We start from the raw sequence: 20,412 nt of genomic DNA on the forward strand, positions 1-20,412 counted from the left end.
TCTAAAATCATAAACCTAAAATCACATGATGCATTGGGAACAACTTTTGTCTTTAAAAAGACAAGGCGATACAAGTAAACGTTTACGAAAAGAGCAAGACGACACGCGTTTAGGCTTTGAAGTAGATTATGATCGAATTATTTTTTCTTCAGCATTCAGAAGTTTGCAAGATAAAACGCAAGTTATTCCGCTTTCTAAAACCGATTTTGTTCACAATAGATTGACGCATAGTTTGGAAGTTTCTGTTGTTGGACGTTCTTTAGGTCGTTTGGTTGGAAAACAAATCATTGCTAAATATCCGCATTTACAAGAAGTTCACGGTTATCAACCAAATGATTTTGGTGCGATTGTGGCTGCGGCAGCTTTGTCGCACGATATCGGGAATCCACCATTCGGACATTCCGGAGAAAAAGCAATTGGCGAATATTTCAAAACCGGAAATGGTTTACAATACAAAGATCAATTAACGGATAAACAATGGCAAGATTTAATTGATTTTGAAGGAAACGCTAACGGATTTTCAGTATTAGCATCTTCAAGAGAAGGAATCGAAGGTGGTTTGCGTATTTCGTATGCGACTTTGGGTGCTTTCATGAAATATCCAAAAGAGAGTTTACCAAAAAAACCAACCTCAAAAATTTGCGATAAAAAATATGGTTTCTTTCAGCAAGACAAAGAGTTTTTTAATGAAGTTGCCAACGAGTTAGGTCTGATTTCGAATAAAAGCGGAAATGATATTGGTTTTGAGCGTCATCCTTTGGCGTATTTGGTAGAAGCAGCCGATGATATTTGTTACACGATAATTGATTTTGAAGACGGAATCAATTTAGGATTGATTCCTGAAGAATACGCTTTAGAGTATTTGATTAAGTTGGTTAAAAACGGAATAGATACGAAAAAGTACAACGAATTAATTACAAAAGAAGATAGAATTAGTTATTTAAGAGCTTTAGCTATTGGAAGTTTAATCAATGATGCTGTTTCGGTATTTATAGAAAACGAGCAAGCAATTTTGGCTGGGGATTTTCCATTCGCGTTAATGGATAAAAGCCAATATAAAGCCCAAATGAATGATATAATCCAAATCAGTATCAAAAACGTATATCAAAGTAGAGAAGTAATTCAGAAAGAAGTAATGGGTTATAAAATCATCAATAGTTTATTGGATGGTTTTTGTACGGCTTACAACAATAAAGTAAGTGGTGAGGCATCTAATTATGATGTGTTGTTGTTGAAATTACTTCCAGAGCGTTTTCAGTTTCAAAAAGAAAATTTATATGACAGATTGTTACATATTTGTCATTTTGTTTCATTATTAACAGACGGAAAGGCTTTAGAATTATATAAGACTATTCAGGCAAATAAATGAACATGAAAAAATAAATTATAAAAAATTTTCAAATTTCATGTAAAATGCTAATTTTGTTGAAATTATAATAATTTTAACCCCATTAAACCATGAAAAAACAATTACTATTTTTACTTAGTACATTGTTCGTTTTTTCTTTATCATTTGGTCAATCAAATGCGGATGATAAAAAAGGGAAAACCGATAAATCTACTAATGTAGTAGCAGCTTCAAAGCCATTGACAAAAAAACAGGCTAAAGCTGTTAGAAAGAAACATGCTGAGAATTTAGCAAAATCTCCTTTCAACAAAACTTTATCGCTTACTAAAGCTCAAAGAAAAGCGATGGCAATTCCACCGGATAAATATTATGAAACAGAATGGGAATTGACAATGGATCCTGTGACTGGAGCTCCTACTCCTGAAAAATTAGTTCAGGTAAGAGAACAATTGCAAAGAGAAAGACAATTGGCTTTAGCGGCAGGAAGAGTTCCTGGTGATGGTACTGATAACAATTGGATTGAAAGAGGTCCTAATAATGTTGGAGGTAGAGTTAGAGCAATTATGTTTGATCCTAATGATGCAACTTACAAAAGAGTTTTTGCTGGTGGAGTAAGTGGTGGATTATGGGTTAATAATGATATTACAACAAATACAGCTTGGACAAGAGTAAATATTGATGAAAACTTATCGGTAACTGCAATTACTTATGATCCAAATAGTACAAGTACTTTTTATTTAGGAACAGGTGAATCTTATGTTGGTGGAGATGTAAATGGTAATGGTGTTTGGAAATCTACAGACGGAGGAGTAACTTGGACTAAAATTTTTGGAGGAATTACAGGTTCTACATCTTTTCAATCTGCGGCAAGTTTAACAATTAATAGCCCGGCAGGTATTGCAGGGGAGTATACTTGTTATCCTACAACGGCGTTTGGAATTACTCCAGTGTCACCTATTACGGCTAATATTGTTTTAGTAAGCGATAATGTAGCGCCAGCATCTGATGGTTGTGAAACACTAACAAATGCTGCTGCATTAAATGGTAAAATTGCTTTAATTAGAAGAGGTTCTTGTAATTTTACAGTTAAAGTAAAATCGGCTCAAAATGCTGGTGCTGTAGGAGTTATTATGATGAATAATATTTCGGGAACACCTGTAGCTATGGGTGGAACAGATACTACTATTAATATTCCTTCAATAATGATTTCTCAAGAAGATGGGGATTTATTAGAGGCAGCTGTTCTTGCAGGAACTGTTTCGGGTACATTAAATCCAGTTGTTGCTGGAGCCTTTACAGGTAATTTAGTTCCAGGGCAACAACATATTAATGATATAAAAATTAGAAATAACGGAGGTGTGTCAGAAATTTATGTAGCAGTTGGAGATACGTTTTATAATGCTGCAAACCAAGCTACTTATATGGGAGGACCAGCTTTTGGTTTATATAAGTCTACAAATGGTGGGTCAAGTTGGACTTTATTAACTTTGCCTTTAACAGTTGATAGAAACAGATCTTGTCCAAATGATATCGAAATTGGAGCTGATAATACAATTTGGTTATCAACAACAAATAGTACAGTTTACGGTGATGGTGGTGGAAGAATAATGTCTTCAACAAATGGAACAAATTTTTCAGTAAAATATACAGTGCCTTCAGGTAGAAGAACTCAAATTGCTACTTCTGCAACCAATGCTAATAAAATTTATGTTTTGTGTGAAGATGGAGCCAATGGGGAGCCAAACTTATATTTAACTACTGATAAATTTGCAACTACGCCAACAACTTTAGGTGAGCCAGCCTCAGATGGTGATATTTCTGCAACGGATTTTTGTAGAGGTCAAGCTTTTTACGATTTAGTAATTGCTGTTGACCCTACTAATGATGCTATAGTATATATAGGAGGTATTAATTTACATAGATCAACTAATAGCGGAACTTCTTGGACTGCAATTTCTGGTTGGACAACTAATACACCTTCAAATGTGCATTCAGATCAACACGCAATTGTTTTTAGACCAGGAAATGCAAACCAAGCTGTTTTTGGAAATGATGGTGGGGTGTATTATGCATCAACTTTATCAGGTGCTTCAGGGTCTAGTACTGCAATTGCAGCTAGGAATAACGGATTAAATATTACTCAATTTTATAGTGTTGGTGTGGCTCCTACACAAGCTGTTAGTGGTTTAGCGGGAGAATATTTTGCTGCTGGCGCTCAAGATAACGGAACTCAATATTTTGGAAATGCTGCTGCTGGTTTGAATAGCAGTGTACGTTCACAAGGAGGAGATGGTGCTTATACTATGTTTGATCAAGATGTGGATAAGTATTATATTTCAAATTACGTATATAATGAAAATATTAATTTAAGACCATTGCCGGGTTCTTCAGTTTCTGGGAAGGTGATTGATAATGATACAAATGCTAATAGTGGAGCATTTATCGCTCCAATGGTATTAGATTCAAATTTAGATATTTTATACTCTGATTATACTGCTGGTGGTGTGTTTCAAATTAGAAGATATGGTAACTTAAAAGGTCCAGGGCAAATTTCTAGAACAGATTTAACAAATGCTCTTTTAACTGCATCTCCAACTGCTTTTGCTGTTTCTCCTTATACTACAGGATCTACAACTTTATTAGTTGGTACGAGATTAGGAAAATTATTAAGAGTAACTACTGCAAATGCAACGCCTACTTGGACGGAAATAACAGGTTCTTCATTTGTTGGAAGTATTTCAGATGTTGAGTTTGGAGCATCTAATAATGAAATTTTTGTAACTATGCATAACTATAATGTAGTTAGTATTTGGTATACAAAAGATGGTGGTGTAACTTGGTTAAACAAAGAAGGAAACTTCCCAGATATTCCTGTAAAAGCTATTTTACCTAATCCTTTGAGAAATGTTGGTGGATTTGCAACAGAGGTTATTATCGGAACAGAACTTGGTGTTTGGTATTGTAATAATTTTGATACAACAACTCCTACTTGGACACAATCATATAATGGTATGAGTAATGTAAAAGTTATGGATTTAGATATGAGAAATGATTATAATGTATATGCTGCAACTTACGGTAGAGGAGTATTCTCTGGAATGTTTACAAATACAACCCTTTCTTCGTCTGATTTTGTGAATTCAGGTAAGATTAGAGTATATCCAAATCCTGCAAATAATGTAATCAATATTGCTATTTTAAATTATACAGGAGATTTAAATGTTGAAATGTATGATATTAATGGAAGAGTTGTGAAATCGGTTTCGGTTGATTTTACTGGTAACTATTCAGTTGATTTAAATGGATTGTCAACAGGAGTATATGTTGTTAAATTAGCTGGGTCTGAATTAAATTATACAGAGAAAATTATAATCAACAACTAAAAAAGTTAGATTGTATAAATTATAAAGCCGATGATTTAATGTCATCGGCTTTTTTATTCTTTTTATTTACTTGTTTTAAAAAGTTCTTTTGGATGATATAAATGTGTTCTCTTAGTTTTTAAAATAGGAACAGTAAAGGGAGGAAGTAGAAAATGTTTTTTGATTGCGATTGAATCGGATTAATAAAATTTACGCAATAAAAAAACCTCTCCATTGGAGAGGTTTAATATCGCTAAATAATTTTTTATTAAGCTTCGAAAGGAATTACAGATACAAATGATTTGTTTTCTCCTTTTTTCTGGAATTTTACAACTCCATCAACTTTAGCATGTAAAGTATGATCTTTGCCCATGTAAACGTTTTCACCTGGGTTGTGCTTCGAACCTCTTTGTCTAACAATGATGTTTCCAGCAATAGCAGCTTGACCACCATAAATCTTAACGCCTAAACGTTTCGATTCTGATTCTCTACCATTCTTCGAACTACCGACACCTTTCTTGTGAGCCATGACGTAATATTTTAAATGTTATTCTTCAGTTTTTGGTTTTTTTGTTGCTTTAGCTTTTGGTTTTACTTCTTCAGTAACCTCTGCTACTTCAACGTCAGCTTTTTTAGTTGCTTTTTTCTTAGCTCCTGTAGCTGAAATTCCCTCAATTAAAATTTGAGTAAATGATTGTCTGTGACCGTTTTTCTTTTTGTAACCTTTTCTTCTTTTCTTTTTGAAAACAATTACTTTGTCACCTTTTAAGTGTTGTAACACTTTAGCTTCTACTGAAGCACCTTCTACAGCTGGGGCGCCTAAAGTTACGTTTCCGTTATCATCTAATAAAAGAACTTTGTCAAAAGAAACTTTTGTTCCTTCTTCAGAAGCTAAACGGTGAACATAAACCTTTTGGTCTTTGCTTACTTTGAATTGTTGCCCTGCTATCTCTACGATTGCGTACATAACAATGATTTTAGTTAAAAATTTTAAGGTTGCAAATATACAATAAATTCTAAACCAAACAACTATTGTTTTAAATAAAAGATTGAAAATTACGATTTCACCATTTTTTTTTAATATAAATTTCGATTTATTGTAACAATATACCGAAATTGCGTCTTATTACATTATATCAAACAAATTAATAACGTATGAAAAAATCTTTAATGGCTTTGGGTACTGCACTTATGCTTGGTGGAACTGCCACTGCTCAAAAAGTAACATTTGAGGAATTTGATTTAGACAATGGACTACATGTTGTTCTTCATCAAGATAATTCTGCACCAGTGGTAATTACTTCAGTAATGTATCATGTTGGAGCAAAAGACGAACAACCAAACCGTACTGGTTTTGCTCACTTTTTTGAACACCTTTTATTTGAAGGCACAAAAAACATTGGTAAAGGTGATTGGTTTAAATTAGTAACTGCAAATGGCGGAAACAATAATGCGAATACTACTGATGATAGAACGTATTACTATGAAGTTTTCCCTTCAAACAATTTAGAATTAGCTATTTGGATGGAATCTGAACGATTAATGCATCCAGTTATTGACCAAAAAGGGGTTGATACACAAAATGAAGTAGTTAAAGAAGAAAAAAGATTACGTGTTGACAATCAGCCTTATGGTAATTTAATTAAAGCTGTAAAAGAAAACATGTTCAAAGTACATCCATATAAATGGACTACAATTGGAGAAATGGAACATTTAGATGCTGCAACTTTAGAAGAGTTTTTAGCATTTAATAAAAAATTCTATGTTCCAAATAACGCAGTTTTAGTTATCGCTGGTCAGTTTGATAAAGCTCAAGCTAAAGAATGGGTTAAAAAATACTTTAGTGCAATTCCTAAAGGTGCTCCAGTAACTCGTCAAAAAGTTGAAGAAGCTCCTATTACTAAAGAGTTTAAAGCTACTTGGCAAGATCCAAATATTCAAATCCCAATGTTGGTTGCTTCATATAGAACACCTTCTATGAAAACTCGTGATGCTAGAGTTTTGGATATGATTTCATCTTACCTTTCAGATGGTAAAAGTTCTAAATTATACAAAAAGATTGTTGACGATAAAAAGATGGCTTTACAAATTGGAGCATTCAACTACAGTCAAGAAGATTACGGAATGTATTTAATTTATGGATTACCAATGGGTGATAATTCAATGGAGTCTATCTTAAAAGAAATCGATGAGGAAATTGTAAAAATTCAAAACGAATTAATTTCTGAAAAAGATTTTCAAAAACTTCAAAACAAATTTGAAAGCAACTATGTAAGTAACAATGCTTCTGTAGAAGGTATTGCTGATAATTTAGCAACTTATTATATGTTGTATGGTGATATTAATTTAATCAACACAGAAATTGATATCTATCGTTCAATTACTAGAGAAGAAATTAGAGACGTTGCAAAAAAATATCTAAACTCAAACCAAAGAATGATTTTAGATTATGTTCCTGCTAAAGACAAAGCTCAAAACTAAGATTTGAAGAATATGAAAAAAATTATATACATAGCAGCCAGTTTATTTTTAACAATAACTATGCAAGCACAAGATAGACCACAACCAAAACCAGGACCAGCGCCTACTATTAACATTAACAAGCCACAAAGCTTTGTGCTTAAAAATGGCTTGAAGGTTTTAGTTGTTGAAAATCACAAATTACCTAGAGTTTCTTTCAATTTAACTTTAGATAATCCGCCTTATGCTGAAGGAAACAAAAAAGGTGTTTCTGATATTTTAAGCGGAATGTTAGGAAATGGTACTGAAAAAATCGGTAAAGATGCTTTTAATGAAGAAATCGATTTCTTAGGTGCTAACATTAACTTTTACGCATCTGGTGCGTCAGCAAACGGTCTTTCAAGATATTCAAAAAGAATTTTAGAATTAATGGCCGATGGTGCATTAAATCCATTATTCGATAAATCTGAATTCGACAAAGAAAAAGAAAAAATGATCGAAGGATTAAAAGCTGACGAAAAAAGCGTTACTGCTATTGCTCGTAGAGTTGAAAATGCTTTAGTTTTTGGTAAAGATCATTATAAAGGAGAATACACAAGTGAAGAAACTTTGAAAAATGTAACATTAGAAGATGTTATTTTAAATTACAACACATACTTCGTTCCTGCAAATGCTTATTTAGTAATTGTTGGAGATGTTAATTTCAAAGAAGTTAAAAAAGAAGTTGAAAGACTATTCGGTACTTGGAAAAAAGCTACTGCTCCTCAATTATCATATACTTCACCTAAAGATGTTCAATACAGTCAAATTAACTTTATTGATACACCAAATGCAGTACAATCTGAAATTGCTTTAGTTAACTTGTCAAACTTAAAAATGACAGATAAAGAATATTTTTCAGTTTTATTAGCTAACCAAATTTTAGGTGGTGGTGGAGAAGGAAGATTGTTCTTAAACTTACGTGAAAAACACGGATGGACTTATGGAGCTTATTCTTCTATCGGAGCTGGAAAATACATTAACAAATTCCGTTCTAGTGCTTCTGTGAGAAACACGGTTACTGATAGTTCAGTTGTTGAGTTTTTCAACGAATTAAAAAGAATCAGAACAGAATTGGTTTCAGAAGAAGATTTAAAAAATGCTAAAGCAAAATATGTTGGTAACTTCGTAATGCAAATCGAAAAGCCATCAACTATTGCTGGTTATGCTTTAAACAAAGAAACACAAGGTTTACCTGAAGATTTTTATGAAAACTACATTAAAAATATCAACGCGGTAACAGCAGAAGATATCAAAAATGCAGCAAATAAATTTTTCTTAACAGATAAAACAAGAGTTGTTATCGTAGGAAAAGCGGGTGATGTTTTACCAGGCTTAGAAGCTATGAGCAAAAAAGAAAAATTACCAATTTTCTACTTTGATAAATATGGTAATCCAACAGAAAAACCAGAAGTTAAAAAACCTATCCCTGCTGGTGTAACTGCTCAATCGGTTTTAAACAACTACATCAGTGCAATTGGTGGAGAAAAAGCAGTTAAAAATGTAAAAACATTAGCTGTTATGTCTGCTGGAACAGTACAAGGTACTCCTTTAGAATTAGTAGTAAAAACAGCTCCTAAAAAATTAGGTGTTGAGATGAAGGCTATGGGAATGACCATGATGAAACAAGTTGTTAATGAAAAAGAAGCTTACATGGTTCAACAAGGTCAAAGAAAAGATTTCAAAGACCAAGAGTTGAAAGATATGCAAGATATGGCTGGTAATTTCAAAGAATTATCTTTATTAACAGACAAAGATGTTACATTAACAGGAATTGAAAACATCAATGGAACAGATGCTTATGCAATTAAAAACGGAAAATCTACTTATTACTACGATGTAAAAACTGGATTTAAAGTTGCTGAAGCAAAAGAATTAGAGCAAGGTGGTCAGAAAATGACTCAGACAACATACTATCAAGATTATAAAGATGTAAAAGGATTAAAATTCCCTTACAAAACTATAATGAATGTAGGTATTGAAATTGAATTAATTACTACTGAAGTTAAAATTAACGAAGGTGTAACTGATGCTGATTTCAAATAATAGACAAACTGAAATTTAGAAGAGCGCTCAAGAAATTGAGCGCTTTTTTTATTTTCTGCTCGAAAAATAAACGCCAATTAAAACAATAAATGCACCAAATAATTGAATCGCTGATAAAGACTCATTCATGAATAAAAAGCCCAATCCAAAAGCCACAACAGGAATTAAATACGTAACAGAAGAAGCGAATACAGGTGATGAAATTTGGATTAATTTGAAGAACAAAATATTAGACAAGCCAGTTCCTATAACTCCTAAAATAGCAATAAATCCTAATGAAGTTTGCACTTTTGCTTCATGAACAACATCAAAAAAACCAGTGAAGTACAATATAACTAACGCGGGAATAAACATAACTACAAAATTTCCAGTGCTAATCGTTAATGGTTTTAAATCGGATAAATACTTTTTAATTAAGTTGACATTAATACCATAAAAGATAGAAGCAATTACAATCAAAATGGCGTAATAATAGTTTTCTGTAGTATTTTCTCCATCACCAAACAACACTAATAAAACACAACCAATGAATCCAATTATAACTCCTAAGATTTGTCTTCTTTGAACATTTATTCCAAAAAACAACAAACCAACTAACAAAGTATTTAATGGTGTTAACGAGTTTAATATTGAACTTACAGATCCGTCTATTTTAGATAGTGCTAAAGCAAATAAAAATGCTGGTATAAATGTTCCACAGGCAGATGTTAAAGCAATGTATTTCCATTTGTGTAATGGGATTTTTGATATGTGTTTAAATCCAACAGTAATTAAAAATAATGCTGCAAAAAGAATTCTCAAACTTCCTAATTGAATCGAATTTACTCCTTTTAATCCTAATTGCATTAAAATGAATGAACTACCCCAAACGCATCCTAAAAAGACCAATAAATACCATTTTGTTGAATTGTTTTCCATAACACAAATTTATGTTTCAAAATTCAGGCTTTATTTTTAAAAAAGCACTATGATTTTTTGTAATTTTGCAAAGTCTTTATCAAGAGGCTTTTATTTAAAAAAATAGTACTATGAAAAATTTAAAAAATATTGGTTTTGCTTTTTTAGTAGCGCTTTCTTTTGCAAGTTGTAAACACGAAAATAAAGAAGCTGCTGTAGAAGAAACTAAAAAAGAAACTGTTTCTGAAGCAGATTTAGCAAAAATGCAAACAGCAAGTTTTACTATTGACGGAATGACTTGTGCTATGGGTTGTGCTAAAACAATTGAAAACAAATTAGCGGGTCAAGAAGGTGTTGGTCAAGCTGTAGTTGATTTCGATACTAAAATTGCAACGGTTAAATTCGACGCAGAAAAACAATCCTTAGAATCATTAACAAAAACCATTGAAGGCGTTGCTGGTGGTGATTCTTACAAAGTAACAGAATCGAAGAAAATGTAATCATAAAAAAAGCCCTGAAATTTTCAGGGCTTTTTTTATTTCCATTCTAATGTTTCCATTATTCGTCGCATGTCGTCTTTTAGATATTTTGCTGCAGGTAAAATTGAATCAAAATTAGGCTTAGCATAAAAATAAACACTTCCAACAATAAAATTCTTAGTGCTATCAGTTACATAAAACTGCGCATTTGTAGCCGCATTTCCTCCTACTTCATAAAACATTCCATACACTTTCTTTTTGTCGTTAATAAATGGTTGTTCTGATATGTCGTCAGCTTTTACTACATGATTATAAGTAAGCGTTTGTGCATCACGTAATAATTTGTCAATATCGTTGTTTACTGGTTTGTGCGTAAGATAAATAGTAGCTTTCATTTTCGGATAATTAATCTCAAAAGCACATGATTTATTTGTAATGTTTGCTAAATCATTTTTATCAAAAGTAAATGAACAATCCGAATTTAATTTAGAATATTTTGCTTTCGGATACTCTAAACTTAATTGCCCTTTAGGTTTTGGCAAGGTTTCATCTCCACAAGAAACCAAACTCAAAAACAATCCCAAACAACTTAATTTTACTATATTTTGTATCATGATTACTATAACGTAACTTTTATTTGTTTTATTCTTCTCTTATCGACGTTTTCGATGGTAAAAATAAGATTATGGAACGTTATTTTTTGTCTTTTTTTAGGAAAATTTCCTGATATCTCAAGTAAAAATCCAGCTAAAGTCTCTGCTTCCCCTTTTTTACTTTCAAATTCATTTTCATCAACATCCAATATTCGATAGAAATCTTTCAAGCTAATTTTTCCTTCAAACAAGAAATTTTTTTCATCAATTTGAGAATAAATCAAATCTTCATCGTCAAATTCGTCGCTGATATCACCAACAATTTCTTCCAATACGTCTTCTAATGAAATAATTCCTGATGTTCCGCCATATTCATCAACCACAACAGCTAAATGACTTTTCATTCCTTGAAAATCTTTCAATAAATCGTCTAATTTTTTATTTTCAGGAACAAAGAAAGGTTGACGAAGTAAATTTACCCAATCAAATTTGTCGCTATCAATGTGAGGAATCAAATCTTTAATAAATAAAATTCCTTCTATTTGGTCGATATTTTCTCTATAAACTGGAATTCGTGAATAGCCTTTCTCAACAATTTTAGGCATAATTTCCTCAAATGATTCTTCAATATTTAAAGCAAAAACATCAATACGAGGACTCATTACTTGTCTAACTTCAGTGTTTCCAAACGTTACAATTCCTTCAAGAATTTTTTGTTCACCGTCAGTCGTATCGGATTGTGAAGTCAATTCTAGTGCTTGTGAAAGTTGGTCTACCGAAAAATTTCCTTTTTGAACATTTAATTTCTTTTCAATAAAAAGAATACTGTTTCGCATAGGAACACTTATAGGTGCTAATACATTATTTAGAATTGTGATAGGAACAACAACTTTTTGAGAGAAAAATAAGTTATTACGATTAGCATAAATTTTAGGTAAAACTTCGCCAAATAACAACAGGAAAAAGGTTACCAAAACTACTTCTACTGCAAATCGTAAAACAGAAGATTCAATTCCGTTAAAAAAACGACCACTTATAGAGGAGAACAGTATTACTACAGCAATATTTACAAAGTTGTTGGCTACTAAAATAGTGGCTAAAAGTTTTTTAGGTTTTTCTAGTAATCTTGAAATTAAAGTGCCTTTATTGAAATCTTTATCAAGAATTTCATCGACATCTTTTTGAGAAAGTGAAAATAGCGCTACTTCTGAGCCAGAAATGAAGGCAGAACAAATAAGTAGCAAAACAATTGCTGTAATTCCGAAAAGGAATTCAAAGTCTATTGTATTAAGTAAACTGGCAGGATCAGGATCCAAATTTGATATAATTTAGTTAAACATTAAAAATCTTCTGGTGCGCTACCTGTTGGTAAAGAAGATTTACTTAAATCGGTTTCTTTTTTAGTAGTTAAAAAAGTAAATTCGGTTACCTGAATTTCGGTTGTATATTTTGTTGCGCCATCTTCGGCTTGCCACTGACGTGATTTGATTCTTCCTTCGATGTAAATTTTATCTCCTTTTGAAAGATATTTTTCACAGATTTCGGCTGCTTTATTGCGTACAACAATATTGTGCCATTCTGTTGAAGTGATTTTTTCTCCAGTAGTTTTGTTGATGTAAACTTCGTTTGTTGCTAAAGGAAAGCGACCAATGCAATTGCCTCCTTCAAAGTAATGCATCTTAACTTCATCACCCAAATGACCTATTAAGATTACCTTATTTAATGTTCCGTTCATGGCTTGTAAATTTATTAGGGTTAATCAAAAATAGTAATTTAAAGCGAATTAAAATAATTTGAAGCCATAAAATTATGAATTACAATAGGAAAAGGTAATTTTTCAATTTCGCTAATCGATTTTGAATCAGGTAATTTGGAATCGAAATGAAGTTCTACAAAACGAATATGTAAGTGTTGATGCGATAATTTGTGGACAATAATATTAGGATTCAAAACAATAATTTCACTTGGTTTAAGATTGAAAAAATCCAAATCTTCAATTTGATTTATCGCTTCAGAATCACTTAGTTGTGTTTTAGTTTCAAGAAGTGGGAATTCATAAAGATTTTCCCAAATTCCTTTTCCTTCTCTTTTTTGAACTATCATCTTGTTGTCTAAATCTTTTAAAACAAGGTAATTTAGATAGCGTTTTGTGATTTTAATTTTTTTATTCTTTACTGGTAATTCATCAACCCTTTTATTTTGTAAACCAGCGCAACTCGAATTTAGAACACAAGAATTGCAATCGGGATTTTTAGGAACACATTGCAATGCACCAAATTCCATAATCGCCTGATTAAATAGAGCGGGATTGTCTTTTGCAAGAACTTCTTGAGCTAGATTCTGAAATTCGGTTTTTGTTTTTGGTAACGAAATATCACTGTCAACATTAAAGTATCTGCTTAGAACACGAAAGACATTTCCATCTAAAACAGCAACCGGTTCGTTATATGAAAAAGAAGCAATGGCAGCTGCTGTGTACTCACCAACTCCTTTAAGTTTTAATAATTCTTTATAAGATGATGGAAATTCTCCATTTAATTCAAAGGCAATATACTTAGCTGTAGCATGTAAATTTCTTGCTCTTGAATAATAGCCAAGTCCTTGCCACAATTTTAAAACTTGTTCTTCATCTGCTTTTGCAAGATCAAAAATGGTTGGAAAAGCTTCGGTAAATGTTAAAAAATAGGGTAAACCTTGCGCTACTCGCGTTTGTTGAAGCATGATTTCAGACAGCCAAATCCAGTAGGGATTGGTTGTGTTTCGCCACGGCAAATCGCGCTTGTTCTGTAAATACCAATGAATTAAAGAGTTAGAAAATTCCATGTTTTTTAATGAGACGACAAAAATAAATCTTTAGTAATTAAAATTTAATCAATTAACGTTGATTTATTGTTTTTTTAATTCTTATATTTGCAAACTCAAAAAAATACACAAAATAAAAATACGAAAGAAAATGACGAAAGCAGATATCGTAGCGAAAATTTCAGAGAAATTAGGACTTGAAAAAGGAGATGTTCAAGCAACAGTTGAGACTTTTATGGAAGAAGTGAAAAACTCGTTAGAAACTGGTGACAATGTTTATTTAAGAGGTTTTGGAAGTTTTATTATCAAAACAAGAGCTGAAAAAACTGGAAGAAACATTTCTAAAAACACTACAATTAAAATCCCTGCTCACAACATTCCAGCATTTAAACCAGCAAAAGTGTTTGTTGAAAGCGTTAAAGAAAAAACAGAAGTTACAGTATAAAAACTATTTATTAATCTAAACACCAACATGTTATGCCAAGTGGTAAAAAAAGAAAAAGACATAAGGTAGCAACTCACAAACGTAAGAAAAGAGCGAGAGCAAACCGTCATAAAAAGAAAAAGTAGTTTAAAACTACTTTTTCTTTTTTAGAAAAAAAGTTCATTGAAATTAATCAATTTATTATTGATTACCAGGTTCAACTGCCTGTAAAAAATGTTTAATCCATCTGTTCGTTTTAACGAATGGATAAAAATGTACTGCATGAACAAAGAGTTAATTATTCGATCAGGTTCAGACGCTGTAGATTTTGCCTTATTAAAAGATGGAAAACTAATTGAATTACACAAAGAAGAAGAAAAGCAAAGCAATTTTGCGGTAGGTGATATTTTTATTGCCAAAATACGCAAACCTGTTGCAGGATTAAATGCTGCATTTGTAAACTTAGGATATGAAAAAGATGCTTTTTTGCATTATCATGATTTAGGTCCGAATTTATCTTCTTTGATGAAATTTATTAAACTTGTAAGCGCAGGTAAATTAAAAGATTATTCACTCAAAAATTTTCCTTTTGAAGCTGAAATTGATAAAGATGGTGCTATAACCGACATTCTAAGTGCCAATCAATCAGTTTTAGTTCAAGTAGTAAAAGAACCTATTTCCACAAAGGGTCCTAGAATTAGTTCTGAGATTTCTTTAGCAGGTAGATATGTAGTTTTAGTTCCTTTTTCAGATCGTGTTTCTGTTTCTCAAAAAATAGAATCAAGAGAAGAAAAAGATCGATTAAAACGATTGGTTCAATCTATCAAACCAAAAGGATTCGGTGTTATTGTGAGAACAGTAGCCGAAGGCAAAAAAGTAGCCGAACTTGATAAAGATCTGCAAACACTGTTAGACCGCTGGTCGGCAATGTGCAGAAGATTACAAACTGCTCATCATCCATCAAAAGTATTAGGAGAACTTAATAAAGCTTCTTCAATCTTAAGAGATGTTTTTAATGATACCTTTACTGGGATTCATGTAGATGATGAAGATTTGTATCTTGAAACGAAGGAGTATTTGCAAGAAATAGCTCCCGATAAAGTGTCTATCGTAAAACACTATCAGTCTAAGGAACTGCCTCTTTTTGAGAAATACAATATTGAACGACAAATAAAAACGTCTTTTGGAAAAACAGTTTCCATGAGCAAAGGTGCTTATTTGATTATTGAACATACAGAAGCTTTACACGTTATTGATGTAAACAGCGGAAATCGTTCAAGCAAAGCAACTAGCCAAGAAGATACTGCTCTAGAAGTAAATATGATTGCTGCAGCTGAAATTGCACGTCAATTACGACTTAGAGACATGGGCGGAATTATTGTTGTGGATTTTATTGATATGCAAAATCCAGAAAATCGTAAAGTATTGTACGATTTCTTAAAAGAAGAAATGAGTGACGATAAGGCCAAGCATAAAATCTTGCCCCCTAGTAAATTTGGATTAATTCAAATTACTAGACAAAGAGTTAGACCAGAAGTTAATATTAAAACAAGAGAAGAAGACCCTAATAAAGAAAACGGGGAAATTGAAGCTCCAATTTTAATTATTGACAAAATAGCATCTGACCTTGAACGCATTATTAAAGACCATAAGAAGGTTGTTCTAAACGCACACCCTTTTGTGGCAGCATACCTTACTAAAGGTTTTCCATCCTTACGTTCGAAATGGTTTTTCGAATATAAGAAATGGGTGAAAATTATACCTCGTGACGCTTACACGTATCTTGAATATCATTTCTTTGATAGACAAGGAAATGAAATTAAATAAAAACTAAACCGCTTTTCGAAAGATTGGCGGTTTTTTTATTTATAAATTTTACTTTACTTTATAAACTTGAGACAAATTGTTTTATTTTTGCTTATAAACTAAATTCAATGTCCAACTCATTTATTAATCAATTAGATATAGTAGAATTTGCAAAAAATTGCAAAGAATATGATATTGATTTGTTTGATATTGAAAAACACGGAATTATAAAAGTTTATGGTAACGAAGACCAACCTGCACTTTTTTTAAAAGAAGTTGATTCTTTTGATTTAAAAACTTTAAAGCAAATTGCCGAGATTCAGAAGGCATGCTGGAATTTTCAAAAAGTATTATTCTTATATGTTTACACCAAAACAGAAATCAGAATTTATAATTGTTCTGAAAAACCATTTGGTTATGACAACAATACACCAGAAGCTAAATTTAGAGAACAATTAGAAGGATTAGAAATTTATTCTTGTGAGGAAAAATCTGACAGCCTAAAGTTAGAAAACTTAAATACTCTTTTTTCAAGAATTGCTATTGATACTGGCTTTATTTGGTCTTCTGAAAAGGCTTTGGAAATAAGAAAAAAAATAAATCTTGAGACTAGAGTCGATAAATTTCTAGTTCATAGTTTAATTAAAACAGCTAGAGCATTAGAAGAAAATGGATTAGAAAATAAATTCATAATCCATAAATTAATAATGCGTTCTTTGTTTTTATTTTATTTAGAAGACAGAAAAGCAACTCCAATTGAACTTTATCAAAAGTTTTTGCCTGAAGCAACATCTTTTTCTAATATATTAGAAGATGTTGATGCAACATATAATCTTTTTGAACGACTATCTAAAGATTTTAATGGAAGTCTTTTTAATTTTGAAGAAAACGAAAAAGATTTTATTACAAAAGAACATTTGTTTTTAATTAAAAAATGTTTTTTTGATGGAAATATAGAGGATTATCAACAACGATTATTCAGTGGGAAAATATTTGATTTCAGTATAATCAGAATTGAATTATTAAGTGAAATTTACGAAAATTTCTTATCGGAATTAGATAAAAGGGAAAAGAAAAATTCAGGAACTTTTTATACACCACCATCATTAGTAGAATTAATTCTGAATGAAAAACTTCCAATAGATAAGGATAAAACTGAATTTAATGTTAAAATATTAGACCCAAGTTGTGGTTCTGGAATTTTTTTGGTTCAGAGTTTTAAAAGATTAGTAAAGCGTTATGAAAACAAACACAATTCTAAGCTAAATGATTTTACAGATTTAGTTGATATTCTAAAATCAAATATTTATGGCATTGAGCTTGACCCAAAATCCATAAAAGTAGCTGCTTTTAGTTTGTATTTAGCTTTATTAGATAATCTTGACCCAAAAACTGGCTGGTGGAATGGTGCAATCCAGTTTCCTTATTTAATAAATGACCCAGAAGATAAAAGCTTAAAAATACAAGGAGAAAATCTATTTGTAAGAGATACTATTTCAGATTTGTCTTGTATTAAAGAATTACAAAATTTTGATTTAGTCGTTGGAAATCCACCATTTGGAACAAATAAATTATTGCAAACAATAACGGCTTATTGCAAAAAACAAAATTTTGCTCAAGAAATGGTTTTGCCATTTTTGCATAAGGCAACACTTTTAGCTCCAAAAGGTAAAATAGCCTTGATTTTTAATACCAAAGTATTAACCAACACAGGTAGAACATATCAGAATTTTAGAAAATGGTTATTTAATGATAATCACGTAGAGAAAGTATATAATTTTTCTATTTTAAGAAAAGCTAAAAACAATTTTGGTGGGCAACTTTTTGGTTCTGCAGTTGGACCAATAAGTATTGTTTTTTATCAAAACGAAATTCCAAAAGACCAAAAAGAAACAATAACCTATTACGCACCAAAAACATATATTAAAAATGATGTTTTAGAAGGAATTGTTATTGATACCACTGATGAAAAGCATTTGCCACGAATTGAATGCCAAAAACCTAATACTAAAATTTGGAAAATAGCAATGTGGGGAAGCTATTTTGATTTTGAGTTGATTGAAAAATTATTTAATGCAAAAACTTTAAAAAGTGATCTAATACAAAACAATATCAAGAATGGTGTTGGGTTTCAATTATTGACAAATAAGAAAGATAAAATTAAGGAGAGTAAATTTATATCCGAAAACAAGTATTTAGATGCAGATTATATTGAAAGATTTACATCTAATTCTTCAAATTTAAACGGAATAAATACTTCAATAAAAACGAAAAAAGCAAAACAATTTTATGGTTTTGAAAATGTGTTAACAAACCAAAATCAATTTAAAAATATATCTTTTTTTAGAAGATTAGGTGATTTAGAAGCTTATTTTGCACCACATTTATTACTTAAAAAAGGATTAATTGATAATCAAATTTGTGCTTCATATTTAGATGAAATTTGTACTTTTAGAGATGGAGTATATGGTTTTTATTCACAAGACCAAAACGAAAATTATTTAAAAGCTTTAACAACATTACTAAATTCAAAAATCAGTTCTTACTTACTGTTCTTAACTATATCTTCATATGGAATTGAGAGGGAACAAATTATGAAGAGTGAGTTTCTTTCTTTACCATATACAATAAATGAAGACGTTAAGCTAAATTTAGTAGATGTATTTAATGAAATTTTTCAAGTAAAAGAAATCGATAATGAGAATGGTTCAAAAACAGACATTTCAGATTTAGAAAAACAAATAGACCAAATCATTTATAATGATATTTTAAAATTAACAGAAGACGAACAAATCATCATTCAAGATACGTTAGACTACAGTTTAGATTTATTTCAAAACCAAGAAAAATCAAAAGCAGTTTTTCCAGTGATTGATATTGATACTTATTCCAAAAGAATAACTAAAGAGCTAAATAAATGGCTTGATGATGTTAATTTAAAAGTTTCAGCAACGCATTATAATATCAATTCAAATTGTCCATTATATATGGTGAAACTGTCGTTTGGAAATGAGCTAAAAGAAACTAAAATTTCAAATGAAGATATTTATTTCGGACTTAAAAAAATAGAAAAAAAACTTTGGTATGAAGAAGGTCAAAATATTTATTTCAGAAAGAAATTAAATTATTATGATAACGAAGATGTTTACATCATAAAACCAAATCAGAGAAGGTTTTGGAGTGAAACTGCTGCTATGGAAGATTATAGAACATTACTAATAGAAATATCAAAAGGTAATGGCTAAAAGTAATTTTCTAATTGAGTCCATAAATTTAAGTTTTGAATTAAAATGTTTGGAAGTTTTAATCAAATCCTATAGTACTTCAAAGATATTAAACAAGGTAAGTTCAGATTGGGAAGAAAAAACCTTCTCCTCACATTTAGTAAGTTTAATGAAAGATTGTGAAATGGCTTTAAAATATAATTTAACAATTACAAAAGAAGAAGAATTAGAGGATAAAGATATAGATAACGGTTTAAAATCTCCAAAGGTAGCTAATCCAATTGATATTAGGTTTCATAATATTTGGCAAAATTTGAGATTAGATTATAATATAGAAGCAAAAAATATTTCATCAACTGAATGGAAAAAGTCAAATGGAAAAAAAGTAAATGCATCACAACAACAAACAGAATATATTACCAACGGTATAGAACGTTTTTTAACGGGTCATTTTAAAGACAAAAATGGGTGTATGTTAGGCTATGTTGTAAATGGAAAATTAGATGATTTATTATTGAAAATAAACAATAAAATTGAGTTACAAAAGAACAGTTCTGAAAAAATAGACTTTAAAGAGTTAATTATTAATAATCATAAAATCTACGAATCATCTCATTCGCAAAGAAATATAAAACATTTATTTTTTGATTATTCAAATTGATATTTATGAGTAACCTTCAAACCAAAATTCTAAATGCACTAAAAACCAACAAACTCAATCCTAATAAAATTGGAGAAAGACAATGGTATAAGTATTTTATATCTATTAAAGAATTAGTTTGGGCAAGAAATTTTATTGATGGTTATTTAATTCATATTTATTCAGACGAATTTAAAACAGAACATTTAGCAACTTACACAGTAACATATGATGCCTTTACAAACGATGATATTTTACAAGTAGATTATGAAAAAATCGATTAAACAAAAAC

At 30.8% G+C, this 20,412-nt stretch carries 17 protein-coding genes; 10 read left to right on the plus strand and 7 right to left on the minus strand.

The window, feature by feature from the left end; translation table 11 throughout:
* Positions 1-28: 28 nt before the first annotated feature.
* Entirely contained in the window at positions 29-1,369 is a 1,341-nt protein-coding gene (dgt, locus tag LOS89_RS01170) for a dGTP triphosphohydrolase (protein ID WP_231837092.1), read from the plus strand.
* A gap of 89 nt (positions 1,370-1,458) precedes the next feature.
* Positions 1,459-4,731: a PA domain-containing protein gene (locus LOS89_RS01175; RefSeq protein WP_231835905.1), complete on the plus strand. Its 3,273-nt coding sequence runs from the start codon at positions 1,459-1,461 to the stop codon at positions 4,729-4,731.
* A 247-nt stretch (positions 4,732-4,978) separates the two neighbouring features.
* Here LOS89_RS01175 and rpmA read toward each other — a convergent pair whose 3' ends face one another.
* Together rpmA and rplU are read right to left on the minus strand one after the other, a co-directional pair.
* Positions 4,979-5,239: a 50S ribosomal protein L27 gene (gene rpmA / locus LOS89_RS01180; RefSeq protein ID WP_026711141.1), complete on the minus strand. Its 261-nt coding sequence runs from the start codon at positions 5,237-5,239 to the stop codon at positions 4,979-4,981.
* 18 nt (positions 5,240-5,257) lie between these two features.
* The gene (gene rplU, locus LOS89_RS01185; protein WP_231835906.1) at positions 5,258-5,677 is read right to left on the minus strand and encodes a 50S ribosomal protein L21; all 420 of its coding nucleotides are present in this window, start codon (positions 5,675-5,677) and stop codon (positions 5,258-5,260) included.
* A gap of 188 nt (positions 5,678-5,865) precedes the next feature.
* On the opposite strand from rplU, the gene LOS89_RS01190 reads away from it, so the two are divergent.
* Together LOS89_RS01190 and LOS89_RS01195 are read left to right on the plus strand one after the other, a co-directional pair.
* Entirely contained in the window at positions 5,866-7,191 is a 1,326-nt protein-coding gene (locus tag LOS89_RS01190) for a M16 family metallopeptidase (protein WP_231835907.1), read from the plus strand.
* 12 nt (positions 7,192-7,203) lie between these two features.
* Entirely contained in the window at positions 7,204-9,255 is a 2,052-nt protein-coding gene (locus tag LOS89_RS01195) for a M16 family metallopeptidase (RefSeq protein ID WP_231835908.1), read from the plus strand.
* A 48-nt stretch (positions 9,256-9,303) separates the two neighbouring features.
* Here the strand turns inward: LOS89_RS01195 and LOS89_RS01200 are convergent, their stop codons facing one another.
* A complete protein-coding gene (locus tag LOS89_RS01200; RefSeq protein ID WP_231835909.1) occupies positions 9,304-10,173 on the minus strand; it encodes a DMT family transporter in 870 nt (289 codons plus the stop codon).
* 110 nt (positions 10,174-10,283) lie between these two features.
* On the opposite strand from LOS89_RS01200, the gene LOS89_RS01205 reads away from it, so the two are divergent.
* Positions 10,284-10,652, plus strand: coding sequence for a heavy-metal-associated domain-containing protein (locus tag LOS89_RS01205; protein ID WP_231835910.1), 369 nt, complete (start codon positions 10,284-10,286; stop codon positions 10,650-10,652).
* Positions 10,653-10,687: 35 nt separating this feature from the next.
* Here LOS89_RS01205 and gldD read toward each other — a convergent pair whose 3' ends face one another.
* The 4 genes from gldD to mutY are packed head-to-tail and all read right to left on the minus strand — an operon-like array spanning position 10,688 to position 14,047.
* Complete coding sequence (gldD, locus tag LOS89_RS01210; RefSeq protein ID WP_231835911.1) at positions 10,688-11,245, minus strand: gliding motility lipoprotein GldD; 558 nt, start codon at positions 11,243-11,245, stop codon at positions 10,688-10,690.
* 5 nt (positions 11,246-11,250) lie between these two features.
* Positions 11,251-12,540, minus strand: a complete 1,290-nt coding sequence (locus LOS89_RS01215) for a gliding motility-associated protein GldE (RefSeq protein WP_231835912.1) — start codon at positions 12,538-12,540, stop codon at positions 11,251-11,253.
* A 23-nt stretch (positions 12,541-12,563) separates the two neighbouring features.
* Positions 12,564-12,959: a single-stranded DNA-binding protein gene (locus LOS89_RS01220; RefSeq protein ID WP_231835913.1), complete on the minus strand. Its 396-nt coding sequence runs from the start codon at positions 12,957-12,959 to the stop codon at positions 12,564-12,566.
* Positions 12,960-12,997: 38 nt separating this feature from the next.
* Positions 12,998-14,047 (minus strand): A/G-specific adenine glycosylase, encoded by a 1,050-nt coding sequence (gene mutY / locus LOS89_RS01225; RefSeq protein ID WP_231835914.1) that lies wholly within the window; start codon positions 14,045-14,047, stop codon positions 12,998-13,000.
* Between the two features lie 118 nt (positions 14,048-14,165).
* Between mutY and LOS89_RS01230 the strand changes: the two genes are divergently transcribed.
* The 5 genes from LOS89_RS01230 to LOS89_RS01250 all read left to right on the plus strand — a co-directional run bounded on the left by LOS89_RS01230 (position 14,166) and on the right by LOS89_RS01250 (position 20,404).
* Positions 14,166-14,471, plus strand: a complete 306-nt coding sequence (locus LOS89_RS01230; protein ID WP_255671098.1) for an HU family DNA-binding protein — start codon at positions 14,166-14,168, stop codon at positions 14,469-14,471.
* A 261-nt stretch (positions 14,472-14,732) separates the two neighbouring features.
* Positions 14,733-16,277, plus strand: a complete 1,545-nt coding sequence (locus LOS89_RS01235; RefSeq protein ID WP_231837094.1) for an Rne/Rng family ribonuclease — start codon at positions 14,733-14,735, stop codon at positions 16,275-16,277.
* Between the two features lie 107 nt (positions 16,278-16,384).
* The gene (locus tag LOS89_RS01240; RefSeq protein WP_231835915.1) at positions 16,385-19,501 is read left to right on the plus strand and encodes an HsdM family class I SAM-dependent methyltransferase; all 3,117 of its coding nucleotides are present in this window, start codon (positions 16,385-16,387) and stop codon (positions 19,499-19,501) included.
* Positions 19,494-20,141, plus strand: coding sequence for a hypothetical protein (locus LOS89_RS01245; RefSeq protein WP_231835916.1), 648 nt, complete (start codon positions 19,494-19,496; stop codon positions 20,139-20,141). The genes LOS89_RS01240 and LOS89_RS01245 overlap by 8 nt, the downstream gene beginning before the upstream one ends.
* Before the next feature lie 5 nt (positions 20,142-20,146).
* Positions 20,147-20,404 (plus strand): hypothetical protein, encoded by a 258-nt coding sequence (locus LOS89_RS01250; protein WP_231835917.1) that lies wholly within the window; start codon positions 20,147-20,149, stop codon positions 20,402-20,404.
* Positions 20,405-20,412: the final 8 nt, after the last annotated feature.

Origin of the sequence: Flavobacterium channae (assembly GCF_021172165.1) — a bacterium.
Taxonomy (GTDB): domain Bacteria; phylum Bacteroidota; class Bacteroidia; order Flavobacteriales; family Flavobacteriaceae; genus Flavobacterium; species Flavobacterium channae.

Bases quoted from the DNA above. Each gene is read 5' to 3' on its own strand.
- dgt (WP_231837092.1), top strand. From the start codon at position 29: ATGCATTGGGAACAACTTTTGTCTTTAAAAAGACAAGGCGATACAAGT.
- LOS89_RS01175 (WP_231835905.1), top strand. From the start codon at position 1,459: ATGAAAAAACAATTACTATTTTTACTTAGTACATTGTTCGTTTTTTCT.
- rpmA (WP_026711141.1), bottom strand. From the start codon at position 5,239: ATGGCTCACAAGAAAGGTGTCGGTAGTTCGAAGAATGGTAGAGAATCA.
- rplU (WP_231835906.1), bottom strand. From the start codon at position 5,677: ATGTACGCAATCGTAGAGATAGCAGGGCAACAATTCAAAGTAAGCAAA.
- LOS89_RS01190 (WP_231835907.1), top strand. From the start codon at position 5,866: ATGAAAAAATCTTTAATGGCTTTGGGTACTGCACTTATGCTTGGTGGA.
- LOS89_RS01195 (WP_231835908.1), top strand. From the start codon at position 7,204: ATGAAAAAAATTATATACATAGCAGCCAGTTTATTTTTAACAATAACT.
- LOS89_RS01200 (WP_231835909.1), bottom strand. From the start codon at position 10,173: ATGGAAAACAATTCAACAAAATGGTATTTATTGGTCTTTTTAGGATGC.
- LOS89_RS01205 (WP_231835910.1), top strand. From the start codon at position 10,284: ATGAAAAATTTAAAAAATATTGGTTTTGCTTTTTTAGTAGCGCTTTCT.
- gldD (WP_231835911.1), bottom strand. From the start codon at position 11,245: ATGATACAAAATATAGTAAAATTAAGTTGTTTGGGATTGTTTTTGAGT.
- LOS89_RS01220 (WP_231835913.1), bottom strand. From the start codon at position 12,959: ATGAACGGAACATTAAATAAGGTAATCTTAATAGGTCATTTGGGTGAT.
- mutY (WP_231835914.1), bottom strand. From the start codon at position 14,047: ATGGAATTTTCTAACTCTTTAATTCATTGGTATTTACAGAACAAGCGC.
- LOS89_RS01235 (WP_231837094.1), top strand. From the start codon at position 14,733: ATGAACAAAGAGTTAATTATTCGATCAGGTTCAGACGCTGTAGATTTT.
- LOS89_RS01240 (WP_231835915.1), top strand. From the start codon at position 16,385: ATGTCCAACTCATTTATTAATCAATTAGATATAGTAGAATTTGCAAAA.
- LOS89_RS01245 (WP_231835916.1), top strand. From the start codon at position 19,494: ATGGCTAAAAGTAATTTTCTAATTGAGTCCATAAATTTAAGTTTTGAA.
- LOS89_RS01250 (WP_231835917.1), top strand. From the start codon at position 20,147: ATGAGTAACCTTCAAACCAAAATTCTAAATGCACTAAAAACCAACAAA.